This is a genomic window from Pedobacter terrae (assembly GCF_036946585.1).
Lineage (GTDB): Bacteria > Bacteroidota > Bacteroidia > Sphingobacteriales > Sphingobacteriaceae > Pedobacter > Pedobacter terrae_C.
The window spans coordinates 84,547-101,852 of record NZ_JAQIIV010000002.1; the positions used below are offsets into that span (position 1 = coordinate 84,547).

Below are 17,306 nucleotides of genomic sequence, written 5' to 3' on the forward strand. Positions count from 1 at the left end.
AGCTACTAACTGGCCAGATTATGTTTTTGAAGAAGGTTATAACATTGGAAAGTTGCAAGAGTTGGAAAGATACATTAAGGCGAATAAACACTTGCCTAATATACCATCTGCAAAAGAAGTTGCTGCTAATGGACTAGAATTGGGTGAGATGAATAAGTTATTATTAAAGAAAATTGAAGAATTGACTTTACACCTCATCGAAAAAGATAAGCAGTTAAATATTCAACGTGTTAAAGTTTCAGATGTGGAAACAAAGTTGGCCAAGCAAGAGAAAATGCTTAATGAAATTTTAAATAAAATAAAGTAATGAAAAAAAACATCAAATTAATAGCCCTCACCTTATTCTGCTTTACCTCGTTAATAGTTAATGCACAAACCGGTACAAGAGACAATGCAGGTTTGCAAGGCGATGCTGGTGCAGTATCAGGCTTCTTTGAAACCGTTAATCCGGTAAACTACCCGGCAGGCGCTAATAGTTGGTGGCATTTGTTAGATGTTCGCCACAGCAATTCCGCTAATAATTTTGCCATGCAATTTGCGGGTAGTTTTTGGGATCAAGAACTGTATTTTAGAAAGACTAGCAATAATGCAGGGCAATTATGGTCAAAAGTTCTGCTTGAGACTAATGGTAATGTCGGTATTGGTACCAAAACCCCTAACTCTACACTTACCATTCGCTCTGAAAGTACTGGTGTAAGTATCAACCCCGGTGCCAATCCATATTTTGGCACTTTGGCTTTTAACAGAGAGTCAGGCACAGGAGCCATATTCGATCCTTCGGGTAAAGCATTTCAGATCAATAATGGTGGCAACGATCAAAATCTGCATATTCAGGTGTATAATGGCGATGGCAGTCTGGTTACTAATAATTCATTGGTTATATCTGGTGTGAACGGAAATGTGGGCATTGGTACCGCAAATCTGACGGATGCCCTTACTGTAGCCGGTAAAATTGGTGCCCGCGAGATTAAAGTTTCTACTAATGCCGGTGCCGATTTCGTATTCGAACCTCATTATAAACTTCCTACTTTAACTAACCTTGAAAAATTTGTAAAAACCAATAAACACCTTCCTGAAATCCCTACTGCCAAACAGATGATAGAAAACGGAGTAAATTTAGGTGAACTAAATATTAAGCTGTTACAAAAGGTAGAAGAACTTACTTTGCATCTGATTGAAAAAGATAAGAAAATCGATGCGCTGATTAAAAGGATGGATCTGTTAGAAGCGGACAAATCAAAAATTGATAAACAAAAACATTAAATATGAAATTTAAATTTTTAACGCTCTGCTCCATAATGTTTGGAAGCAGCCTGACTTATGCACAGAATACCTTTCCTAATAATGGCCCGGCAGGAATTGGTACGCTTAATCCCAATGCGCCATTACATATATTAGTTAATCCAGATAGCAAACCAGCTGGTGTAGTTTCGGCTGCACAATCGTTGTTGAAGTTTTCGCGGTCAGGGACACCCAATTACAGTTATCCTGAATCGGCAGAATTTAGGATTGCTCATGGTGGCCCGAATGTGTGGGGTTCGAGGTTAGACCTTTTTGTAAACGGAGCAGCCAATCAAAACAATGTGCCAGATCAGCACGCTATGACCTGGCAATACAATGGATATGTAGGCATTGGTACATCAGATCCTAGTGCGACATTAGATGTGATGGGTACGGTAAAGTTTGGAGGACAGTATGCAAACCTTGATATGTCCGGAAACCCTGTTGCGTATCAAAGCCTGGCAGGTACAGGTAAAATGCTGATGGGCTGGAATAGGACTGCCGGAGATGGAGAGACTGATTTTGTTGCTAACGAAGGTGCCGGATCTCAGGGTGGGTTTGCTTTTTATAGTTATAATAATGCTAGTCAGGAGAAACAGCTATTAAGGATGATGGGCAATGGAAATGTAGGAATCGGCACAACCAACCCAACCGATATGCTTACTGTAGCTGGTAAAATCGGTGCCCGTGAAATTAAAGTTTCTACCAATGCCGGTGCCGATTTCGTATTCGAACCTCATTATAAACTTCCTGAATTAGCCGAACTGGAAAAATTCGTAAAAACGAATAAGCATCTTCCTGAAATCCCGACGGCCAAACAGATGATAGAAAACGGAGTAAACCTGGGAGAATTAAATATTAAGCTGTTGCAAAAGGTTGAGGAGCTTACCCTTCACCTTATTGAAAAAGAAAAACAGCTTTATGATGAAAAAGCAATCAATAAAAAACAACAGCAACAGATTGATCGCGTGATGAAAGAATTGTTAATCATCAGGAAAAATATCAAAGGTTAAAATATGAAGAAAATTCTCGCTCTTGTATTCTTTAGTTCAAGCTTTGGGCCGGTTTCAGCACAAAGTGTATTTCCTACCAACGGTGGAAATGTTGGCATTGGTACCTTAAACCCTGCGGAAAAATTAGTTTTAATAATCTTAATGATGGAGCGATACACCCGATGGGATTACCTGGTATATGGAGGACCTTTGAATTATGGGATCTACCGTACACCTGGGTCTTGGCTTGCGCCAGCATGTCAACAATTAAAACTTAGCTGGGACACAGGCATCATACTCGATCCGGGAATTTCATATCAAAATAGCTATATAGATATCCAGCGAGGAGGACTGAGGGTAAGTTCAGGAAATGTGGGTATAGGGATTGTCAATCCAACAGCAAGACTGGATGTACTTGGTAATATTAAAAACTTTAATGCTGCTTTTGGTCAAATAAACGCTAACACGAGCACAAAGAACTATGCCAATTTTAGCTCTAATAATCATGGGACTGTGCTTATGTCTTCTAACCTGTTTTTTTCTGACAATGATGATCAGAAGATTGCCAATACACATCCCTCAATGTCTGGAGCTTCCATCGTAATTCCAGGAAATGGGCAGAATCATCAGGGAGGTATTTTATTTTATACCAATACACCAAGTTAAGTAATTGAATGTCAGATCTTTAAATGGGGTATTTCAATGACAATTAAAGCTAATGGCGATGTAGGCATAGGCACTGGCATGCCTCGCGAAAAATTGGCCGTAAATGGCAATATCCGTGCAAGAGAAATCAAAGTAGAAACCACTAACTGGCCCAATTATGTTTTTGAGGAGGGTTATCAGGTTGGAACGTTGGAAGAATTGGAAAGTTATATCAAGCTGAATAAACATCTGCCTGAAATGCCGAGTGCAAAAGAAGTAGAAAGCAATGGTATAGACCTGGGCGATTTGGTGAAAAAACTGTTAAAGAGCCAGGAAGAACTTACCCTGCATATCGTGGCGCAAGAAAAGAAAATTAGAATACTCGAAAGACAATTGATAGAAAAACAAAAAACTACATTTAAAACTAAACAAAAATGAAACGCTATGCCATCTTAATGCTCTTATTGATCTTCGTAAAAGGTCAAATAAATGCAGCTGAACAAACACCAGAAAATACGGTTGTAAACTCAAGTGTTGATAATTACGAAACCAGTGTCACCTTCCCAGCTAACTTTGCCATTGGCGATTATATAGAATTTGTGGGTGTCCAGCCCATTTCGGCAGGTGCCTCGGGCTATTATGAAATTTCAATTAATTATACTCGGGGGAATATCGCTGCAGCCGCTACGCACATTGCAGCAATTTCTCATGTCAACCCGAATTCCTGGCGGGAAACCGGCTGTATAAACAGGAACAAATATCTAGACTGGTATCAAAATTTTACGGTTGATTGTAATCCCCAATATGGCTACCCCAGGTTTAGGATTCGGGCAATAAATAACTATGGATCAACAGATGCACCACTTAAGGTTGATATCAAAATAAGATCCATAAACTTTAACAGTTCATTTACGCCATTAAGCGCTACGGGCAATGATTTAACGGTCAACAAATTTTTACCCATGACAAACGAATGGGAACTTTATGTCGGAAATTTAACGGATACTCAAAAAGGAGCATCAATTGCGATAAAAGCACTGGCAAATGGAAATGTAGGCATCGGCACAACCAGCCCAACTGATATGCTCACCGTTGCAGGTAAAATCGGAGCCCGCGAAATAAGGGTTTCTACTAATGCAGGCGCCGATTTTGTGTTTGAGCATGATTATAAACTACCAGAACTGGCAGAACTTGAAAAATTTGTAAAAACCAATAAACACCTGCCCGAAATCCCAACAGCGAAGGAGATGGTAGAAAAAGGTGTAAACCTGGGCGAACTAAATATTAAACTCTTACAAAAAGTGGAAGAACTCACTTTGCATCTTATCGAAAAAGAGAAGCAATTAGGAATACAGGCTAAAAAGCTATCAAAGGTGGAGGAAAGATTAAAAAAACTGGAATTTATAAAACAATTAAAATGAAAAAGACAATATTGACATTGATATTTACTTCAGCTGTAAAATTCGTTTTTGCACAAGTAAATACATTTCCTGCTCAAGGGAACGTGGGCATCGGCACATCAACGCCGCAAGAAAAACTAGATATTAAAGGAAACATCCTGATTTCAAACGCCGATATACCGCTTGGATTAAATACAGAAGTTGGCGGAACTGCACCGCTTTTCAATATGAGCGTAAACTTCAGAGAAGTCAACAAGAACAATGCTTTTTTGGGTGCTGCATTTAGGATTGATAGCAGGCCTACATTTCCACTTTTTCAGTGGCTAAAAAGAGACGCTGGCACGGATACAGAACACGTAATGATGAATCTAAGCAACACCGGGAACCTTGGTATCGGAGTAATTAATGCACCCGAAAAACTCTCCGTAAATGGCAACATCCGCGCCAGAGAAATTAAAGTACAAGCAACCGATTGGCCCGATTATGTTTTTGCTGAAGATTACAAAGTTGAGACGTTGGAAGCCTTGGAAAGTTATATTAAAATAAATAAGCATTTGCCAGAAATGCCGAGTGTTAAAGATGTGGAAGAAAGTGGAATAGCACTGGGCGAAATGAATAAGCTCCTGTTAAAAAAAGTAGAAGAACTTACTTTACAGTTGATTGCCATCAATAAAAAAGTAGTAACACTTCAGCAACAAAATCAAAAAACAAAAAAAAATAAAATTAAGAAATGAAAAAGTTGATGCTTTCCGTCCTGTTTATGTCATTCTTCATAACAGTACTCGCTCAAACATCCTTTACTGTTGGTGGTGATCTGGATAAATTTTATCCGGTAGTATTTTCTGATGTTAACTTTGATAGCAGCCGGCCAACTCAACTAGAAATCGGCAGATCAGATGTACACCAGAATGGGAACTGGAGAGGTTCATTAATGTCAAAATTTATTTTTCATAATACAAGATGGGGAAATGGTGCCAGGTTTACCGATGTGTATATAAATCAGGCTGGTAATAGCGGTATGAATCCGGATGTGGCATTCATATCTGGATACAGGGATGCAACCGGCAGTAATACGTCCTATGATTTTATAATATGGCTTAAAGGTGGTGGAACCACTTATTATGTTAAATCTGATGCTGTTCAGAATCCGCGCATTTTTGATGGTGTACAAAACGCGTTGCCTTACCAGGAGATTAACGGACCTGCCCATAGCTTTAAAACATCGATAGATTCCTACGTCAATTCTTCAGGAAAAAGTGATGAGGGGACAATTTACAGTCGTAGCAGTGGATTAAATTATTTGAATGGCAATTTGGGTTTAGGTACAACTGACACAAAAGGATTTAAACTCGCTGTAAACGGTAAAATCAGGGCACAGGAACTCAAAGTAGAAGCCACTAACTGGCCCGATTATGTTTTTGATAAGGGTTATAAGGTTGGAACGTTGGAAGCATTGGAAGGTTACATCAAGGCAAACAAACACCTGCCCGATATCCCGTCTGCTAAAGATGTAAAAGAAAATGGAATCGAACTGGGCGAAATGAATAAACTTTTACTTAAAAAAATAGAAGAACTAACGCTTCACATGATCAGCCAGCAGAAAGAAATCAATGAACTGAAGAAGAAAGTAAAATAGTAAACAGGTATCAGTTTCCAGTTGGCAGTTTTCAGTTCGCAGTTTTTTAATGAGCAATTATTAACAATCGCAATAGGCAATTTGACCATCGACCATGAACTAATAAACTAATGACTAATGAACCATTGACTAATGACCCGTGTAGCAATGACTAATAAACCAATGAACCTCAATTATGCTAAAAGCCGGCGCTTTATATTTCTCCATTATTGTCGCTTTCATTATCGCTTTGATCTGTGCATCGCTGATCATGCTGGCCGCGCATTATCGCGGAAGTTACCTGAAAGAGATCCGGATGGCCCGGCTCAGCAGAAATATGGATTCGGGAATAGCGTATGTACTGACTCAAAATGCGAATGCCAAAGACAATAATATTGCATTAGATCTTTTTGGCGACCAGACCGATAGTGTATTCATTGAAACCAAACACTGGGGCATTTTTACCCTGGCTACCGTTAAAAGTTTTGTGCTGACTGATACCCTAAAACGGAGTTTTCTGATGGGACAGGAAACCACCAACGATGCGGTGGTACTTTACCTGAGTGATGAAGACAGGCCGCTATCGGTAAGCGGCGATACCCGCATTACCGGCAATGTGGAAGTGCCCAAAGCGGGCATGCGTAAATCGTATGTAGATAGCCGGCCCTATTCGGGCGATCAGCTGGTGTACGGTAAAATTGCCGATAGTAAACGAACCCTGGCCGGATTAGAGAATACTTGGATCAAGGAAATAGAAACGGAGCTTGATTTTGATCATACAAAGCTTCCCATTTTAAGTGGAGGCGATGAGCAGGTTTCTTTTTTCGCCAAAGCCAAAAAGTTTAACATATCAACCCTGGGACAGATTACCAACCAGTTTTCAGGTCAGGTTATTCTATATTCAGATACAACGGTGGAGGTATCAGCAGCGTCAAAGCTGGATAATACCATCATTTATGCCAGAAGCATTGTAGTGGCTGATGGTTTTAAAGGTAATTGCCAGCTTTTCGCCAGGGATTCGATTGTGATCGGAAATGATGTTAACCTGAGTTACCCATCGGTGCTGGGGCTGGTTAGTAAGGAAAAAATGGTCGATCAGGCCAAGATTACGCTGGGGAAAAACAACCGCTTTGAAGGCATCATTTTTAGTTACGAACCCAAACGATCGGCGCTGCAAACCTTAATAGGTCTGGGCGAGCAAACCATCGTCCAAGGTGAAGTGTATGCCACCGGATTGATTAAACTCGGCAAGCAGGTAAAGGTAGCCGGAAAGGTTTCCTGTAACCGCTTTATCATGCAAACGCCTGCCACGCTCTATGAGAATTTCCTCATTGATGTAATACTAAACAGAAAGGCCAGGAGCCGGGTGTACCTCAGTTCGGCCATATTTACAGGGGCGGCTGAAACGCAAAAAATACTGAGATGGCAAAATTGAAAAGCAAAAAGCTGGAAGCTTCTACACTGATAGAGGTACTCATTGCCATGGTGATTATTATGGTGGTGTTTTCTATTGCGATGGGGCTTTTTTCTAATGTGCTGAGCGGTGGTGTATCCATGCGGAAGGTACAGATTGGTCAGCAGATGGAGGTCCTTAGGATGCAGGTTATGGAACGCGGAAGTATTCAACAGAAAAAACTTCAGATGGATAGTGTCAATTACGAAATAACTGAGGTTAAACAGGCCGCTTCAACCGTGCAAACAGTAGAGATCAAGGCAAATGACCATGGAGCTCCGGCAGGTCATATCAGGTTTCTTTTAAAAATGAAGGATGAAAACAAAGAAAATTGAGGCCTATACATTGATGGAAATAGCAATTGCCATGCTGCTTGCTGCAATATGCATGAACATCTGTTACACCGCATACAAAATGGTTGGAGACTATTTTCGGGCCTTTCAGAAAAAAAATGCTGTTGCAGAAGAGGTACTTACTTTACGCAGAACAATGGAAAAAGATGTGGCTAAAGGCCGCTACCTGATCAGAACAGCCGAAGGTTTCAACATTACTGGAGATAGTTTGAATATCACCTACCAATTTGCAGACACGGCCATCCTCCGAAAGTTAGAAAATTTGCGTACCGATAGCTTTCATTTCACACCGGTCGAAACCCGCTTCCGCTTTGAAGAAAGAGAAGCGCTGGAAATGGATACCGTTGACCACATTAGTCTGGTGCTTAAAATGGAAAAACAACAGACGATCCCGGTCACCTTAGGGAAATTTTACAGTGCTCACGATTTACTAAAATAGCATGCCATCAATAGATATCTCAAAAATCCAGAAAAAAACAAGTGCATCCAAAGAAAAGGAAACAGCAAGTCTTGCTGATTTTTTGAGTAAAGACATTTCTTTTGGCAAGGGTAAATTGTCCGACAAGAAAAAGGAAGGATTTTACAATGAACTGGGCACGCTCATACGGTCGGGAATTGATATCCGCTCCGCTCTCGAAATTACCGCAGGTTCTTATACCCAAAAAAAAGATATGGAACTTTTTTCTGCAGTGCAAAAGCAAGTAATAGCGGGTAAATCACTTTCTGAAACCATGCAGTTTGAATCGAAATTCAGTCCATACGAGTATTACAGTGTAAAAATAGGCGAGGAAACAGGTAAACTGGGCGAGGTATTGGGCGAGCTGGCCAAATATTACAAATCTAAAATTAGCCAGCAACGCAAAATTATTGGTGCCATTACCTATCCTTTGTTGGTATTGTTCACTTCTTTTGCGGCGGTGTTTTTTATGATCAAGTTTGTGGTACCTATGTTTGCCGACGTATTTAAACGTTTTGGTGGCAAGTTACCCTATATCACTTCCCTTATTGTCAGTTTTTCCGATTGGTTCGACCGCTACATCTACCTCATGCTCTTTGTAATCGTGGCAATAGTTGCGCTGTATTTTATTAACCGCAATAAATTCTGGTTTAAAAAAGGAGCTTCCTTGCTTTTACTGCGCATTCCAATTGTGGGCGAAATTACACGTAAGGTTTACCTGGCCCGTTTTGCAAATACCATGCGCTTACTCACCGAAACCAATACCCCTTTGCTACAGGCCCTGGAACTGGTCAGGCAGATGATTACTTTTTACCCGGTAGAAAATTCGCTGCGTCTGGCCGAAAAAGACATCCTTTTAGGAAGCAGCCTCTCGGCAGCACTGTCCAAATATGATTTTTACCCCGGCAAATTTATCCAGATGATCAAAATTGCCGAAGAGGTAAACCGCCTCGAATACTTTTTTGAACAATTGGCCGAGCAATATACCGAAGAGGTAGAATACAAAACGAACGCCATTAGTGGCTTGCTGGAACCCTTAATCATCATCTTTTTAGGGCTGGTGGTAGGGGTAATCCTGATTGCGATGTACCTGCCGATGTTCCAGATGAGCAGTAGTTTTTAAATCTTTAAATAATCTAATATTAATGCATTACAACAACAATTTTCCTCAAATGAAAAGTACAAATTGCAGATCGCAAAAAATGGTATTTAATTGCCCGATTTATCATGACCTAATTAACTTCATCACTTCCAAAGGATCGTTCGTCAAAGAGGTTTTATTTTTTATCGTTATCAATATACTTTTAAATCAAACTACAAAATCTATGAAGTCATTTTGTATTGTACTATTTCTACAGGTATTACTTTTTCAATATTTATTCGCTCAAAACTCGACAGGTTTTAGTCGCGAATCAACTGTATCTATTCTTCCCGTATCTCCAGAAGCAGCTTCTTTACAGAAATTTTCGGAGATTCCTGTCTCTAATTATACTGGAATTCCACAAATATCAATACCCATTTATACTGTACAGAAGGGAGATATCGTAGTTGATATTGCCATGAGCTATCATGCAGGTGGCAATAAAGTAGACGATATTGCATCAAGAGTAGGTCTTGGGTGGGCATTAAATGCCTCTGGGACAATAACTCGGTCTGCTCGTGGCCGTCCAGATGATATCTTAACTTTGGTAGATGTTAATAGATATATAAATAATCAAATGGCATATCAGGAGCGAATGGATTATCTGTATAATGTACATCAGGGAATAAAAGATGCCGAACCAGATATTTATTATTTGAGCTTGAGAGATATAAATTGTAAGATGTTTAAAGGATTAGATGGAGCCTGGGTTACTATGCCGAAGAGTGAAAACATTAAAGTGCAAGAAGCCATCGAAGGGTTCGATTGGATAATAACTGATGGCAGTGGAGTTAAGTATAAGTTCAAGGATAGGGAGCTTACTGAAAGCAGTGTGACAACTATTTTCTCTACTCATCCAGCCAATACTTCAGGTTACAGTTCGGAAATCAGTTCATGGTTATTAACAGAAATCGAAGATTCAAGGGGGAACAATGTCAAGTTCTTTTATCAAAATCATATTCAAAACTTTGTCACTAAAGGTGGAGAAACTATATCAGTTCCTAAAACACTCAATATCGATTGCAACAAAAGTACGATATTCAGTTATTCAGAGAATACTGTAATGGCTAAAAGATTAAGTGAGATACGGTTTTCGGATGGGGAAATTCATTTTCGAACAGCTGGAGAACAACGAACGGATTTGCCAGGTGACAGCAGTCTTAGTTCTATCGAAATATATAATTCTCATCATATGTTGAAAAGATTTAAACTTTTTACAAGTTATTTTGAGAATAATGGAACTGGTGTAAATACTCCTATGATCTTTAGGCCAATGGATCATTATAGGCTACGATTAGATTCATTAAAAGAAGAATCTAATGGAATCATCCTTCCTGCTTATAAGTTCATTTATTACTATGGTAACGGACTTCCATCTAGAAACTCACATGCTCAAGATCATTGGGGTTTTTTTAATGGATCAGATAATTACGGTACCTCTGTGTCGTATATTGAATTTGGACGTTCTGCTGGAGCTAAGAAGAAGGTTAATCCTCAATATACTAAAGAAACAATACTTACAGATATAATATATCCAAGCGGGGGAAAAGTGTCTTATAATTATGAAGGTAATACGTACCGTTCACTTCGGAACATTGATGGCGATGAAGAGGAAATCTATCTTGGGGGGCTTTCTGGTACAAACAGTGAACCTGGTGCTACTGTAGATGGTCTAAACTATTCGTATTCTAAATCATTCGTAGTTACTCCTGAGCAACTGGTAGGTGGACCAATGAAAGTAAGATCAAAAACCGATGTAGATGGATATGATTCTCAGTGCAGTTGTTCCATTAACGTAAGTTTAAGGAAGCCAGATAATTCTTTGATGCCAATACGCGTTAATACTGAAGAATCATTCCTTATAACAGAACCTGGCACATATACAATATATGGAGATATAACAGTGGAATTTCATATGCTCCAACGTGTTTATTTTGCAACAAGCCTCATTGGTAAAATTGCTGTTGTGGCAGGATTAAATACCTATAACGGACCAGGCCTCAGGATAAAAAAAATAAAAAGAGAATTTTCCCCGACAGATATACTTTGGACAAGTTATGACTATAATGATCCTAAAACTAGTGAGAGTAGTGGCAAGGTAAGTGGACTCCCAAATTATACTAGAGATATAAGGGTTGAGAATGAGCATTATTATTGCGATAACGTGGTTTATAGTTCTGGATCAAACTATACATTAATAAATACTAAGGGATCTTATGTCGGATATACAGATGTAACAGTTATGAATGGTTTAGATGGAGTACAAGGAAAGACTACTTATCGTTACAGTTATGCAGATGATATAAATAATGAAAGTTATGCTCCTTTTCCTCCTAATTCGCCTCAGGATTGGAAGCGTGGCCTACCTATTGAAGAGTCTATATTTAAGTACGCAAATGGCAGTTTCGAACTCCAATTGAAGAAAAGATATAGTTATAATATATTTTCTGGCTCTTTGACAAGGGCCTTCGGTATAAAGATCGGGGCAAATACAGTATACAATTTTCCCACTGGGACTAATATCATCGTAAACGGGTTAACCGCTGTAGCATACCCTATTGATTCAGATGCGTTTCTATTGTCTTGTGATACTTTAATAACGTACTCAAATCAAGGTAACACCATAGCTTCAAATGCCTATATTTATTCCCCATTAAATTATAAATTGAAAGAGCAAAGGAGTTTTGGAAGTAATGGATTGGAGAATAGGCAAAAATACTATTATGCGCAAGATTATTACTTAAATAATGCAAGCTCCCTACTTCTTAGCGGAATGTTAGAAAAGAATCTGGTAAATTTACCAATTCAGGAAACAAGTTCGATCATTAGAAACGGAGTTGAACATATTAGATCTGGCATTGTTTATGAATATGATTTCGGTAATATCTCTGGCCAATCGTTTAAGCCGTTCTATTTAAAAGGCTTATATGAGGCAGACATTGAGACAACATTAGTCTCCGATCATTATGACTTTTTAAATATTCCGACTTCTTATATAAAAAGATTGTCAAATCAGGAAATCAATGGGTTAGGAAAACCCGTTTTTCAGAAAAAGAATACCAAGCAAAAAACCATATACATATATAGTTACAATAGAGAGTATATTATTGCTGAGATTAAAAATGTAGATTATTCAGCTGTGTTAGATATTCTTACAGAATCAGGAATTTCTGTGTTTGAGAAAATCTTAAAGCCTAGTGATGCGCAAATTATAAATTTTCTTGCACCCCTACGGGTTAATCTTCCGGACGCATACATCACCTCTTACACTTATAAGCCTCTTGTGGGTATGACGAGTATGACCGATGCCAAAGGCATGACCACCTATTACGAATATGATGCCTTTCAGCGTTTAAAAACGATTAAAGATCAGAATGGAAACATTTTAAAACAAACCGACTACCACTATAAAAACTAAGGCGCTCCATGAAACAACATCTAAAATATTTTTGTGCCGCGGCAGTACTATTGCTGCTTGGTGGCCAAACTTCAGCCCAAAAAGTGGTATCGGTCTACAACGGAGAAAGCGAAATCAGTGCGCCTTTGAGCGTAACACTGACCAACGGTTTCCATACCACGGGACCTGTGCGGATCTTTACCACCGGGCTGACCTACCTTAACTGCCAGCCACTGACTTCAACACCGAGCAGCAACCAAAACTATATCCTTACCCGCATCTTTAAAAAACCGGTTACCGATGGCACGCTGGGCAACAGCCGCGACGTATGCGAAGAAAACCAGTCCATCCAGTATTTTGACGGCCTCGGCAGACCCTCGCAGACCGTGCAGGTACAGGGCAGCCCTGGTTTTAAGGATATTGTACAGCCTGTGGCCTATGATGCTTTTGGCCGTGAGCAATTTAAATACCAGTCCTATGCAGCGCAGACAGGGACCACCGGCAGTTATCGTTCAGGTGCGCTGGCCGATCAGCTTTCCTTTTATAACAGCCCGACAGCAGGAGTAAAGGCAACTTCCTATCCCTTTGCCGAAACAGTTTTCGAAGCTTCGCCGTTAAACCGTGTGCAGCAGCAAGGCGCTCCGGGCGCCGACTGGCAGATTAGTGCCGGCCATACGCTCAAAACCATATATGGCACCAATGTGCAGGGTGAGGTAAAACTTTGGACGATCAATGGTACCGATAACGGTTCATTGGCCAGTTTTTACCTCCCTGGCAAACTCTACAAAACCATCATGAAGGATGAGAACTGGAAAGAAGCAGACCTAAAGGCCGGAACCACCGAAGAATTTAAGGATTTTGAAGGGCGTGTGGTACTGAAACGGATATGGGAAACGGATGGCAAAAGACTGGATACCTATTATGTGTACGACGACCTGGGCAACCTGCGTTATGTACTGCCACCTGGGGTAAACGAGCATACAGACAGGCTGCCTGCACCGATCAGCAGTTTTGATGAAAGCCAGACGGTTTTTGATCAGTTTATCTATGGTTACCGTTACGATGGGCGGAAAAGGCTGACGGAAAAAAAGATCCCTGGCAAGGGCTGGCAGTTTATGGTATACAACAAGCTCGACCAGGTGGTGATGAGCCAGGATGCGAACCAGCGGAACAAAAGCCCACAGGAGTGGATCTATACCAAATATGATGCCTTTGGCCGTACCGTGATTACTGGGCTTTACGTAAGGGCCGGAACTGCTGCCGATACTGCAATGGTTCCACAGCGTACATCGAAAAATGCTCTGCAGGTTGAACTGGATACCCAGGCACAGCAGATTGCCAATGGTGATAATTCAAAATCCTTATGGGAAATGCGTAGCGGAGCAGATTATGACGGGAAGTCCTTTCCACAGGGTGGCGGTAATTTGCTAACGGTAAACTACTACGACGATTATGATTTTACAGGTAATACTTTCGGCCAGCCTGGAACAGGCGAGGCCCCTGCGGCACGTACTAAAAGCCTGCTTACGGGTACCAAGGTAAAGAACCTGGGAACGGGTACCATGTTGCTTACGGTAAACTATTACGACCTGGAAGGGCGTATCATACGAAGCAAAAGTAGTAACCACCTGAACGGTACCGACGTGGTAGACAATACCTGGAACTTTGATGGCAGCCTGAAAGCCAGTAAGCGTACCCACACGTTAGGCGGTACGGTGACTACCATTGCCAACCGCTACGAATACGATCACGTAGGCCGCAAGATCGCTACCTTTGAAAACATCAATGGAAAAGGTGAAATCGCGCTGAACCACCTCGAATACAACGAGATCGGCCAGTTACGCAAAAAGAACCTGCACAACGATAGCCAAGCCACTACTTTTGCCTACAACGAACGTGGCTGGATGAAGAACAGTACTTCTGATCAGTTTAGCATGAAGCTGGATTACCAGGACGGTGCTGCACAGGGCTATAACGGTAACATCACCAAACAATACTGGGACGGGAGCAATACGGCGAACCCAACGGCCAATACATTTAATTATAGTTACGATAAACTGAACCGGTTGGGAACAGCGGCCACAGTGGCGGGTGTTTCGATGAGCGAAGTTTTGACCTATGATGTAATGGGCAATATCAAAAGCCTTAACCGTGATGGTGCCGGTGCCAAAGTATATAACTATTACAATTTAGGGAGCAGCAACAGGTTGCAGAGCGTAAGCGGGCTGACTACGCAAAACTATGAGTACGATGCGAACGGTAATGCAACCAAAGATGGATTGAGCGGAATCAGTTTAACTTACAATTATCTTAATCTCCCGGCAACGGCAGTGCGGACAACAGGTACAGCTGTTAACTTGTCATATGCTTACGATGCTACCGGTAACAAACTAGCTAAAAACAGCAATGGTACGGTTAGGAACTATGTTGACGGTATAGAATACAAGCCAGATGGTACCACTATTGATATTATCCATACAGAGGAAGGCATTGCCAGAAATAGTAGTGGCGTATATAGTTATGAATACAATTTGAGTGACCATTTGGGTAATGTACGGGTAACTTTTAAAAAGAGCCCTGTAGCTCCATATGCATTAGAGGTAATACAGCGTGACGATTATTACGCTTTCGGTTTAAGAAAAATAGGTTCGCCAAATTCCAATGTAAATAAGTATCTTTACAATGGCAAGGAGTTGCAGGAAGAACTAGGACAGTACGATTACGGCGCAAGGTTCTATGATCCGGTAATTGGTAGGTGGAATGTGGTGGATCCGTTAGCGGAGATGGATAGAAGAATGTCTCCATACAATTATGCAGCAAACAATCCAATCAGGTTCATTGATCCGGATGGAATGGCCGTTGAAGAGATTAACGGCGGAACTAGATATACTGGCGAGGATGCCCAGGCTCTATTCTCACAGCTCCAGAGCCAAATGTCTTCAAGCCAGGATGATCCTAAAAAGAAAAAAAACAATAATGCTTTTATTCTGGCGGGAGCAATGACAGAAAGTGCTGTAGCTGAAACGGCGGTTTCAACAGGTGTAAGGGCGGGGGCTTCTAGATTAATCTACGGCTTATTAGGTATGCTGTTTTTGTCAGGAGATAATGAGTCTGCTGTGGTCAGACAGCAGAAATTTAGCCAACAGCTAGTTGATTATCTGAATGAAGGGGATACAAAATCTTTTTTGGAAGCGGTCACCAATTGGAACACGCAATCAAGGAACCAGCAAAATAAAATTGTATTTAGGTATGTTTCCCAAGGGGAATATGACAATATATATACCACGGGGGATGGACAAAGTTATGTGTTGCCATTTGATCGAAACGGGACATTTTCTAATAAGTACATTAGCCCTGATGCATATTTGTCCAGTAAAGGAGCCCAATCTAAATTGGCTCTTCCCAATGCGCCACAGCTAGGGGTTTTTACCTTTGAGTCATTGATACTTCAAACAAAATCTCCTTCCGGACCTGGTAATTACTCAAGAGCACGCCCTAAGTATGGACAGCCTGGAGGAGGAAGAGAGGCGATCATTTCCCAGCCCTTTCCTGTAATTGGAGGCTTCAAACTAAAAAAATAATATATGCTAAACTATAATATATATAACCATATTGATGACGAAGAATTTCTGGAAATAGAAAAAAGATTGGCTTCTATTGAAATAATAATGATCGATAAGCTTAGTTCTTATGGTTTTAAGTTAACACATTCAGTAGAAGGGAATGATGCTTTAATTGTTGATTTTACCGCTGATGATGGATTGTTTATGGGGAATATTGGACTTGTTTGTATAGACAATCCTGATGGAGCTGTATTCTCTTTCTATGTTACCAAGAGTTATGACGAATTAGAGAGTAGATATTTTGTAAAACAGTTTATCTCGGAAAATGAAAGCCTATTTTTCTATGAACAAAATATTGACTTAGTATTAGATAAGGCAATAAAACTATATCAACTATGGGATAAGAGTTATGTTTATGAAAATAATACAAACTACTAAGAGATTAAGTTTTGATATTTTGTATGTCCCTGAGCTGGTGCGAGCGTGTCGCTCGTGCTTTAGAATAAAATTATGAGCCCGGCGATGTGAGAAATGCCGGGCTTTGTGCTTTGTTGTATTAGGTCGATCCCTTTTCTGGTGCGAGCGTGTCGCTCGTACCTTAGAACAGGATTATAAGCCCAGCGAAGTGAGAATTGCTGGGCTCTAACTAGTCTTAGCGTCTTGCTAATACCAAAATTTTATGTAACCTAGCATGTACTTATGATGAAAGTGGCAACAAGCTGGCCACGAACAGCAGTGGCACGTTGAGAAATGATATCAATGGTATCGAATACAAACCCGATGGTACAACGATCGATATTATCCGAACTGAGAGGGTATAGCACGCAATAGCAATTACAGTTATTAGTATAACTCCTAACCGTCTTAGCGTCTCACTAAAACCAAAATTTAACTTACAAAGCAAAGCGCCGCAGTTGAAATTGCTGCGCTTTGCTATTTCTATTAGTTCTTAATTCTTATTAAAGGTATTGGAAAGGTTAGCCCTTATTATTTGCAAGGGCTTTAACTC

General features: G+C 40.4%; 15 protein-coding genes. All 15 read left to right on the forward strand.

What is annotated here, in order from left to right:
* Positions 1-61 precede the first annotated feature (61 nt).
* The 15 genes from PGN18_RS02885 to PGN18_RS02955 all read left to right on the forward strand — a co-directional run bounded on the left by PGN18_RS02885 (position 62) and on the right by PGN18_RS02955 (position 16,735).
* On the forward strand, positions 62-307 hold the full coding sequence (locus tag PGN18_RS02885) for a hypothetical protein (RefSeq protein ID WP_335317857.1): 246 nt from the start codon (positions 62-64) through the stop codon (positions 305-307).
* Positions 307-1,263 (forward strand): hypothetical protein, encoded by a 957-nt coding sequence (locus PGN18_RS02890; RefSeq protein ID WP_335317858.1) that lies wholly within the window; start codon positions 307-309, stop codon positions 1,261-1,263. Before PGN18_RS02885 ends, PGN18_RS02890 begins: the two co-directional genes overlap by 1 nt.
* A gap of 2 nt (positions 1,264-1,265) precedes the next feature.
* Positions 1,266-2,294 carry a hypothetical protein gene (locus tag PGN18_RS02895; protein ID WP_335317859.1) on the forward strand — a complete coding sequence of 343 codons (1,029 nt, stop codon included), beginning with the start codon at positions 1,266-1,268 and terminating at the stop codon, positions 2,292-2,294.
* 3 nt (positions 2,295-2,297) lie between these two features.
* Positions 2,298-2,939, forward strand: a complete 642-nt coding sequence (locus PGN18_RS02900) for a hypothetical protein (RefSeq protein ID WP_335317860.1) — start codon at positions 2,298-2,300, stop codon at positions 2,937-2,939.
* Between the two features lie 36 nt (positions 2,940-2,975).
* The gene (locus PGN18_RS02905) at positions 2,976-3,356 is read left to right on the forward strand and encodes a hypothetical protein (protein ID WP_335317861.1); all 381 of its coding nucleotides are present in this window, start codon (positions 2,976-2,978) and stop codon (positions 3,354-3,356) included.
* The gene (locus PGN18_RS02910; RefSeq protein ID WP_335317862.1) at positions 3,353-4,339 is read left to right on the forward strand and encodes a hypothetical protein; all 987 of its coding nucleotides are present in this window, start codon (positions 3,353-3,355) and stop codon (positions 4,337-4,339) included. Before PGN18_RS02905 ends, PGN18_RS02910 begins: the two co-directional genes overlap by 4 nt.
* Entirely contained in the window at positions 4,336-5,052 is a 717-nt protein-coding gene (locus PGN18_RS02915; protein ID WP_335317863.1) for a hypothetical protein, read from the forward strand. Before PGN18_RS02910 ends, PGN18_RS02915 begins: the two co-directional genes overlap by 4 nt.
* A complete protein-coding gene (locus tag PGN18_RS02920) occupies positions 5,049-5,954 on the forward strand; it encodes a hypothetical protein (RefSeq protein WP_335317864.1) in 906 nt (301 codons plus the stop codon). Before PGN18_RS02915 ends, PGN18_RS02920 begins: the two co-directional genes overlap by 4 nt.
* A 175-nt stretch (positions 5,955-6,129) precedes the next feature.
* Positions 6,130-7,368, forward strand: a complete 1,239-nt coding sequence (locus PGN18_RS02925) for a hypothetical protein (protein WP_335317865.1) — start codon at positions 6,130-6,132, stop codon at positions 7,366-7,368.
* Complete coding sequence (locus tag PGN18_RS02930; protein ID WP_335317866.1) at positions 7,356-7,721, forward strand: PulJ/GspJ family protein; 366 nt, start codon at positions 7,356-7,358, stop codon at positions 7,719-7,721. Before PGN18_RS02925 ends, PGN18_RS02930 begins: the two co-directional genes overlap by 13 nt.
* Positions 7,702-8,178: a hypothetical protein gene (locus tag PGN18_RS02935; RefSeq protein ID WP_335317867.1), complete on the forward strand. Its 477-nt coding sequence runs from the start codon at positions 7,702-7,704 to the stop codon at positions 8,176-8,178. The genes PGN18_RS02930 and PGN18_RS02935 overlap by 20 nt, the downstream gene beginning before the upstream one ends.
* 1 nt (position 8,179) lies before the next feature.
* Positions 8,180-9,319: a type II secretion system F family protein gene (locus tag PGN18_RS02940; RefSeq protein ID WP_335317868.1), complete on the forward strand. Its 1,140-nt coding sequence runs from the start codon at positions 8,180-8,182 to the stop codon at positions 9,317-9,319.
* A gap of 49 nt (positions 9,320-9,368) precedes the next feature.
* Positions 9,369-12,755, forward strand: coding sequence for a hypothetical protein (locus PGN18_RS02945; RefSeq protein ID WP_335317869.1), 3,387 nt, complete (start codon positions 9,369-9,371; stop codon positions 12,753-12,755).
* An 8-nt stretch (positions 12,756-12,763) separates the two neighbouring features.
* Positions 12,764-16,315, forward strand: a complete 3,552-nt coding sequence (locus PGN18_RS02950) for a DUF6443 domain-containing protein (protein WP_335317870.1) — start codon at positions 12,764-12,766, stop codon at positions 16,313-16,315.
* A gap of 3 nt (positions 16,316-16,318) precedes the next feature.
* Positions 16,319-16,735 carry a hypothetical protein gene (locus PGN18_RS02955; protein ID WP_335317871.1) on the forward strand — a complete coding sequence of 139 codons (417 nt, stop codon included), beginning with the start codon at positions 16,319-16,321 and terminating at the stop codon, positions 16,733-16,735.
* The last annotated feature ends 571 nt before the right edge of the window (positions 16,736-17,306 follow it).

Excerpts from the sequence above, each read along its gene's own strand:
- PGN18_RS02925 (WP_335317865.1), top strand. The coding sequence starts at position 6,130 with ATGCTAAAAGCCGGCGCTTTATATTTCTCCATTATTGTCGCTTTCATT.
- PGN18_RS02895 (WP_335317859.1), top strand. The coding sequence starts at position 1,266 with ATGAAATTTAAATTTTTAACGCTCTGCTCCATAATGTTTGGAAGCAGC.
- PGN18_RS02905 (WP_335317861.1), top strand. The coding sequence starts at position 2,976 with ATGACAATTAAAGCTAATGGCGATGTAGGCATAGGCACTGGCATGCCT.
- PGN18_RS02940 (WP_335317868.1), top strand. The coding sequence starts at position 8,180 with ATGCCATCAATAGATATCTCAAAAATCCAGAAAAAAACAAGTGCATCC.
- PGN18_RS02955 (WP_335317871.1), top strand. The coding sequence starts at position 16,319 with ATGCTAAACTATAATATATATAACCATATTGATGACGAAGAATTTCTG.
- PGN18_RS02920 (WP_335317864.1), top strand. The coding sequence starts at position 5,049 with ATGAAAAAGTTGATGCTTTCCGTCCTGTTTATGTCATTCTTCATAACA.
- PGN18_RS02930 (WP_335317866.1), top strand. The coding sequence starts at position 7,356 with ATGGCAAAATTGAAAAGCAAAAAGCTGGAAGCTTCTACACTGATAGAG.
- PGN18_RS02910 (WP_335317862.1), top strand. The coding sequence starts at position 3,353 with ATGAAACGCTATGCCATCTTAATGCTCTTATTGATCTTCGTAAAAGGT.
- PGN18_RS02915 (WP_335317863.1), top strand. The coding sequence starts at position 4,336 with ATGAAAAAGACAATATTGACATTGATATTTACTTCAGCTGTAAAATTC.
- PGN18_RS02945 (WP_335317869.1), top strand. The coding sequence starts at position 9,369 with ATGAAAAGTACAAATTGCAGATCGCAAAAAATGGTATTTAATTGCCCG.
- PGN18_RS02890 (WP_335317858.1), top strand. The coding sequence starts at position 307 with ATGAAAAAAAACATCAAATTAATAGCCCTCACCTTATTCTGCTTTACC.
- PGN18_RS02950 (WP_335317870.1), top strand. The coding sequence starts at position 12,764 with ATGAAACAACATCTAAAATATTTTTGTGCCGCGGCAGTACTATTGCTG.
- PGN18_RS02900 (WP_335317860.1), top strand. The coding sequence starts at position 2,298 with ATGAAGAAAATTCTCGCTCTTGTATTCTTTAGTTCAAGCTTTGGGCCG.
- PGN18_RS02935 (WP_335317867.1), top strand. The coding sequence starts at position 7,702 with ATGAAAACAAAGAAAATTGAGGCCTATACATTGATGGAAATAGCAATT.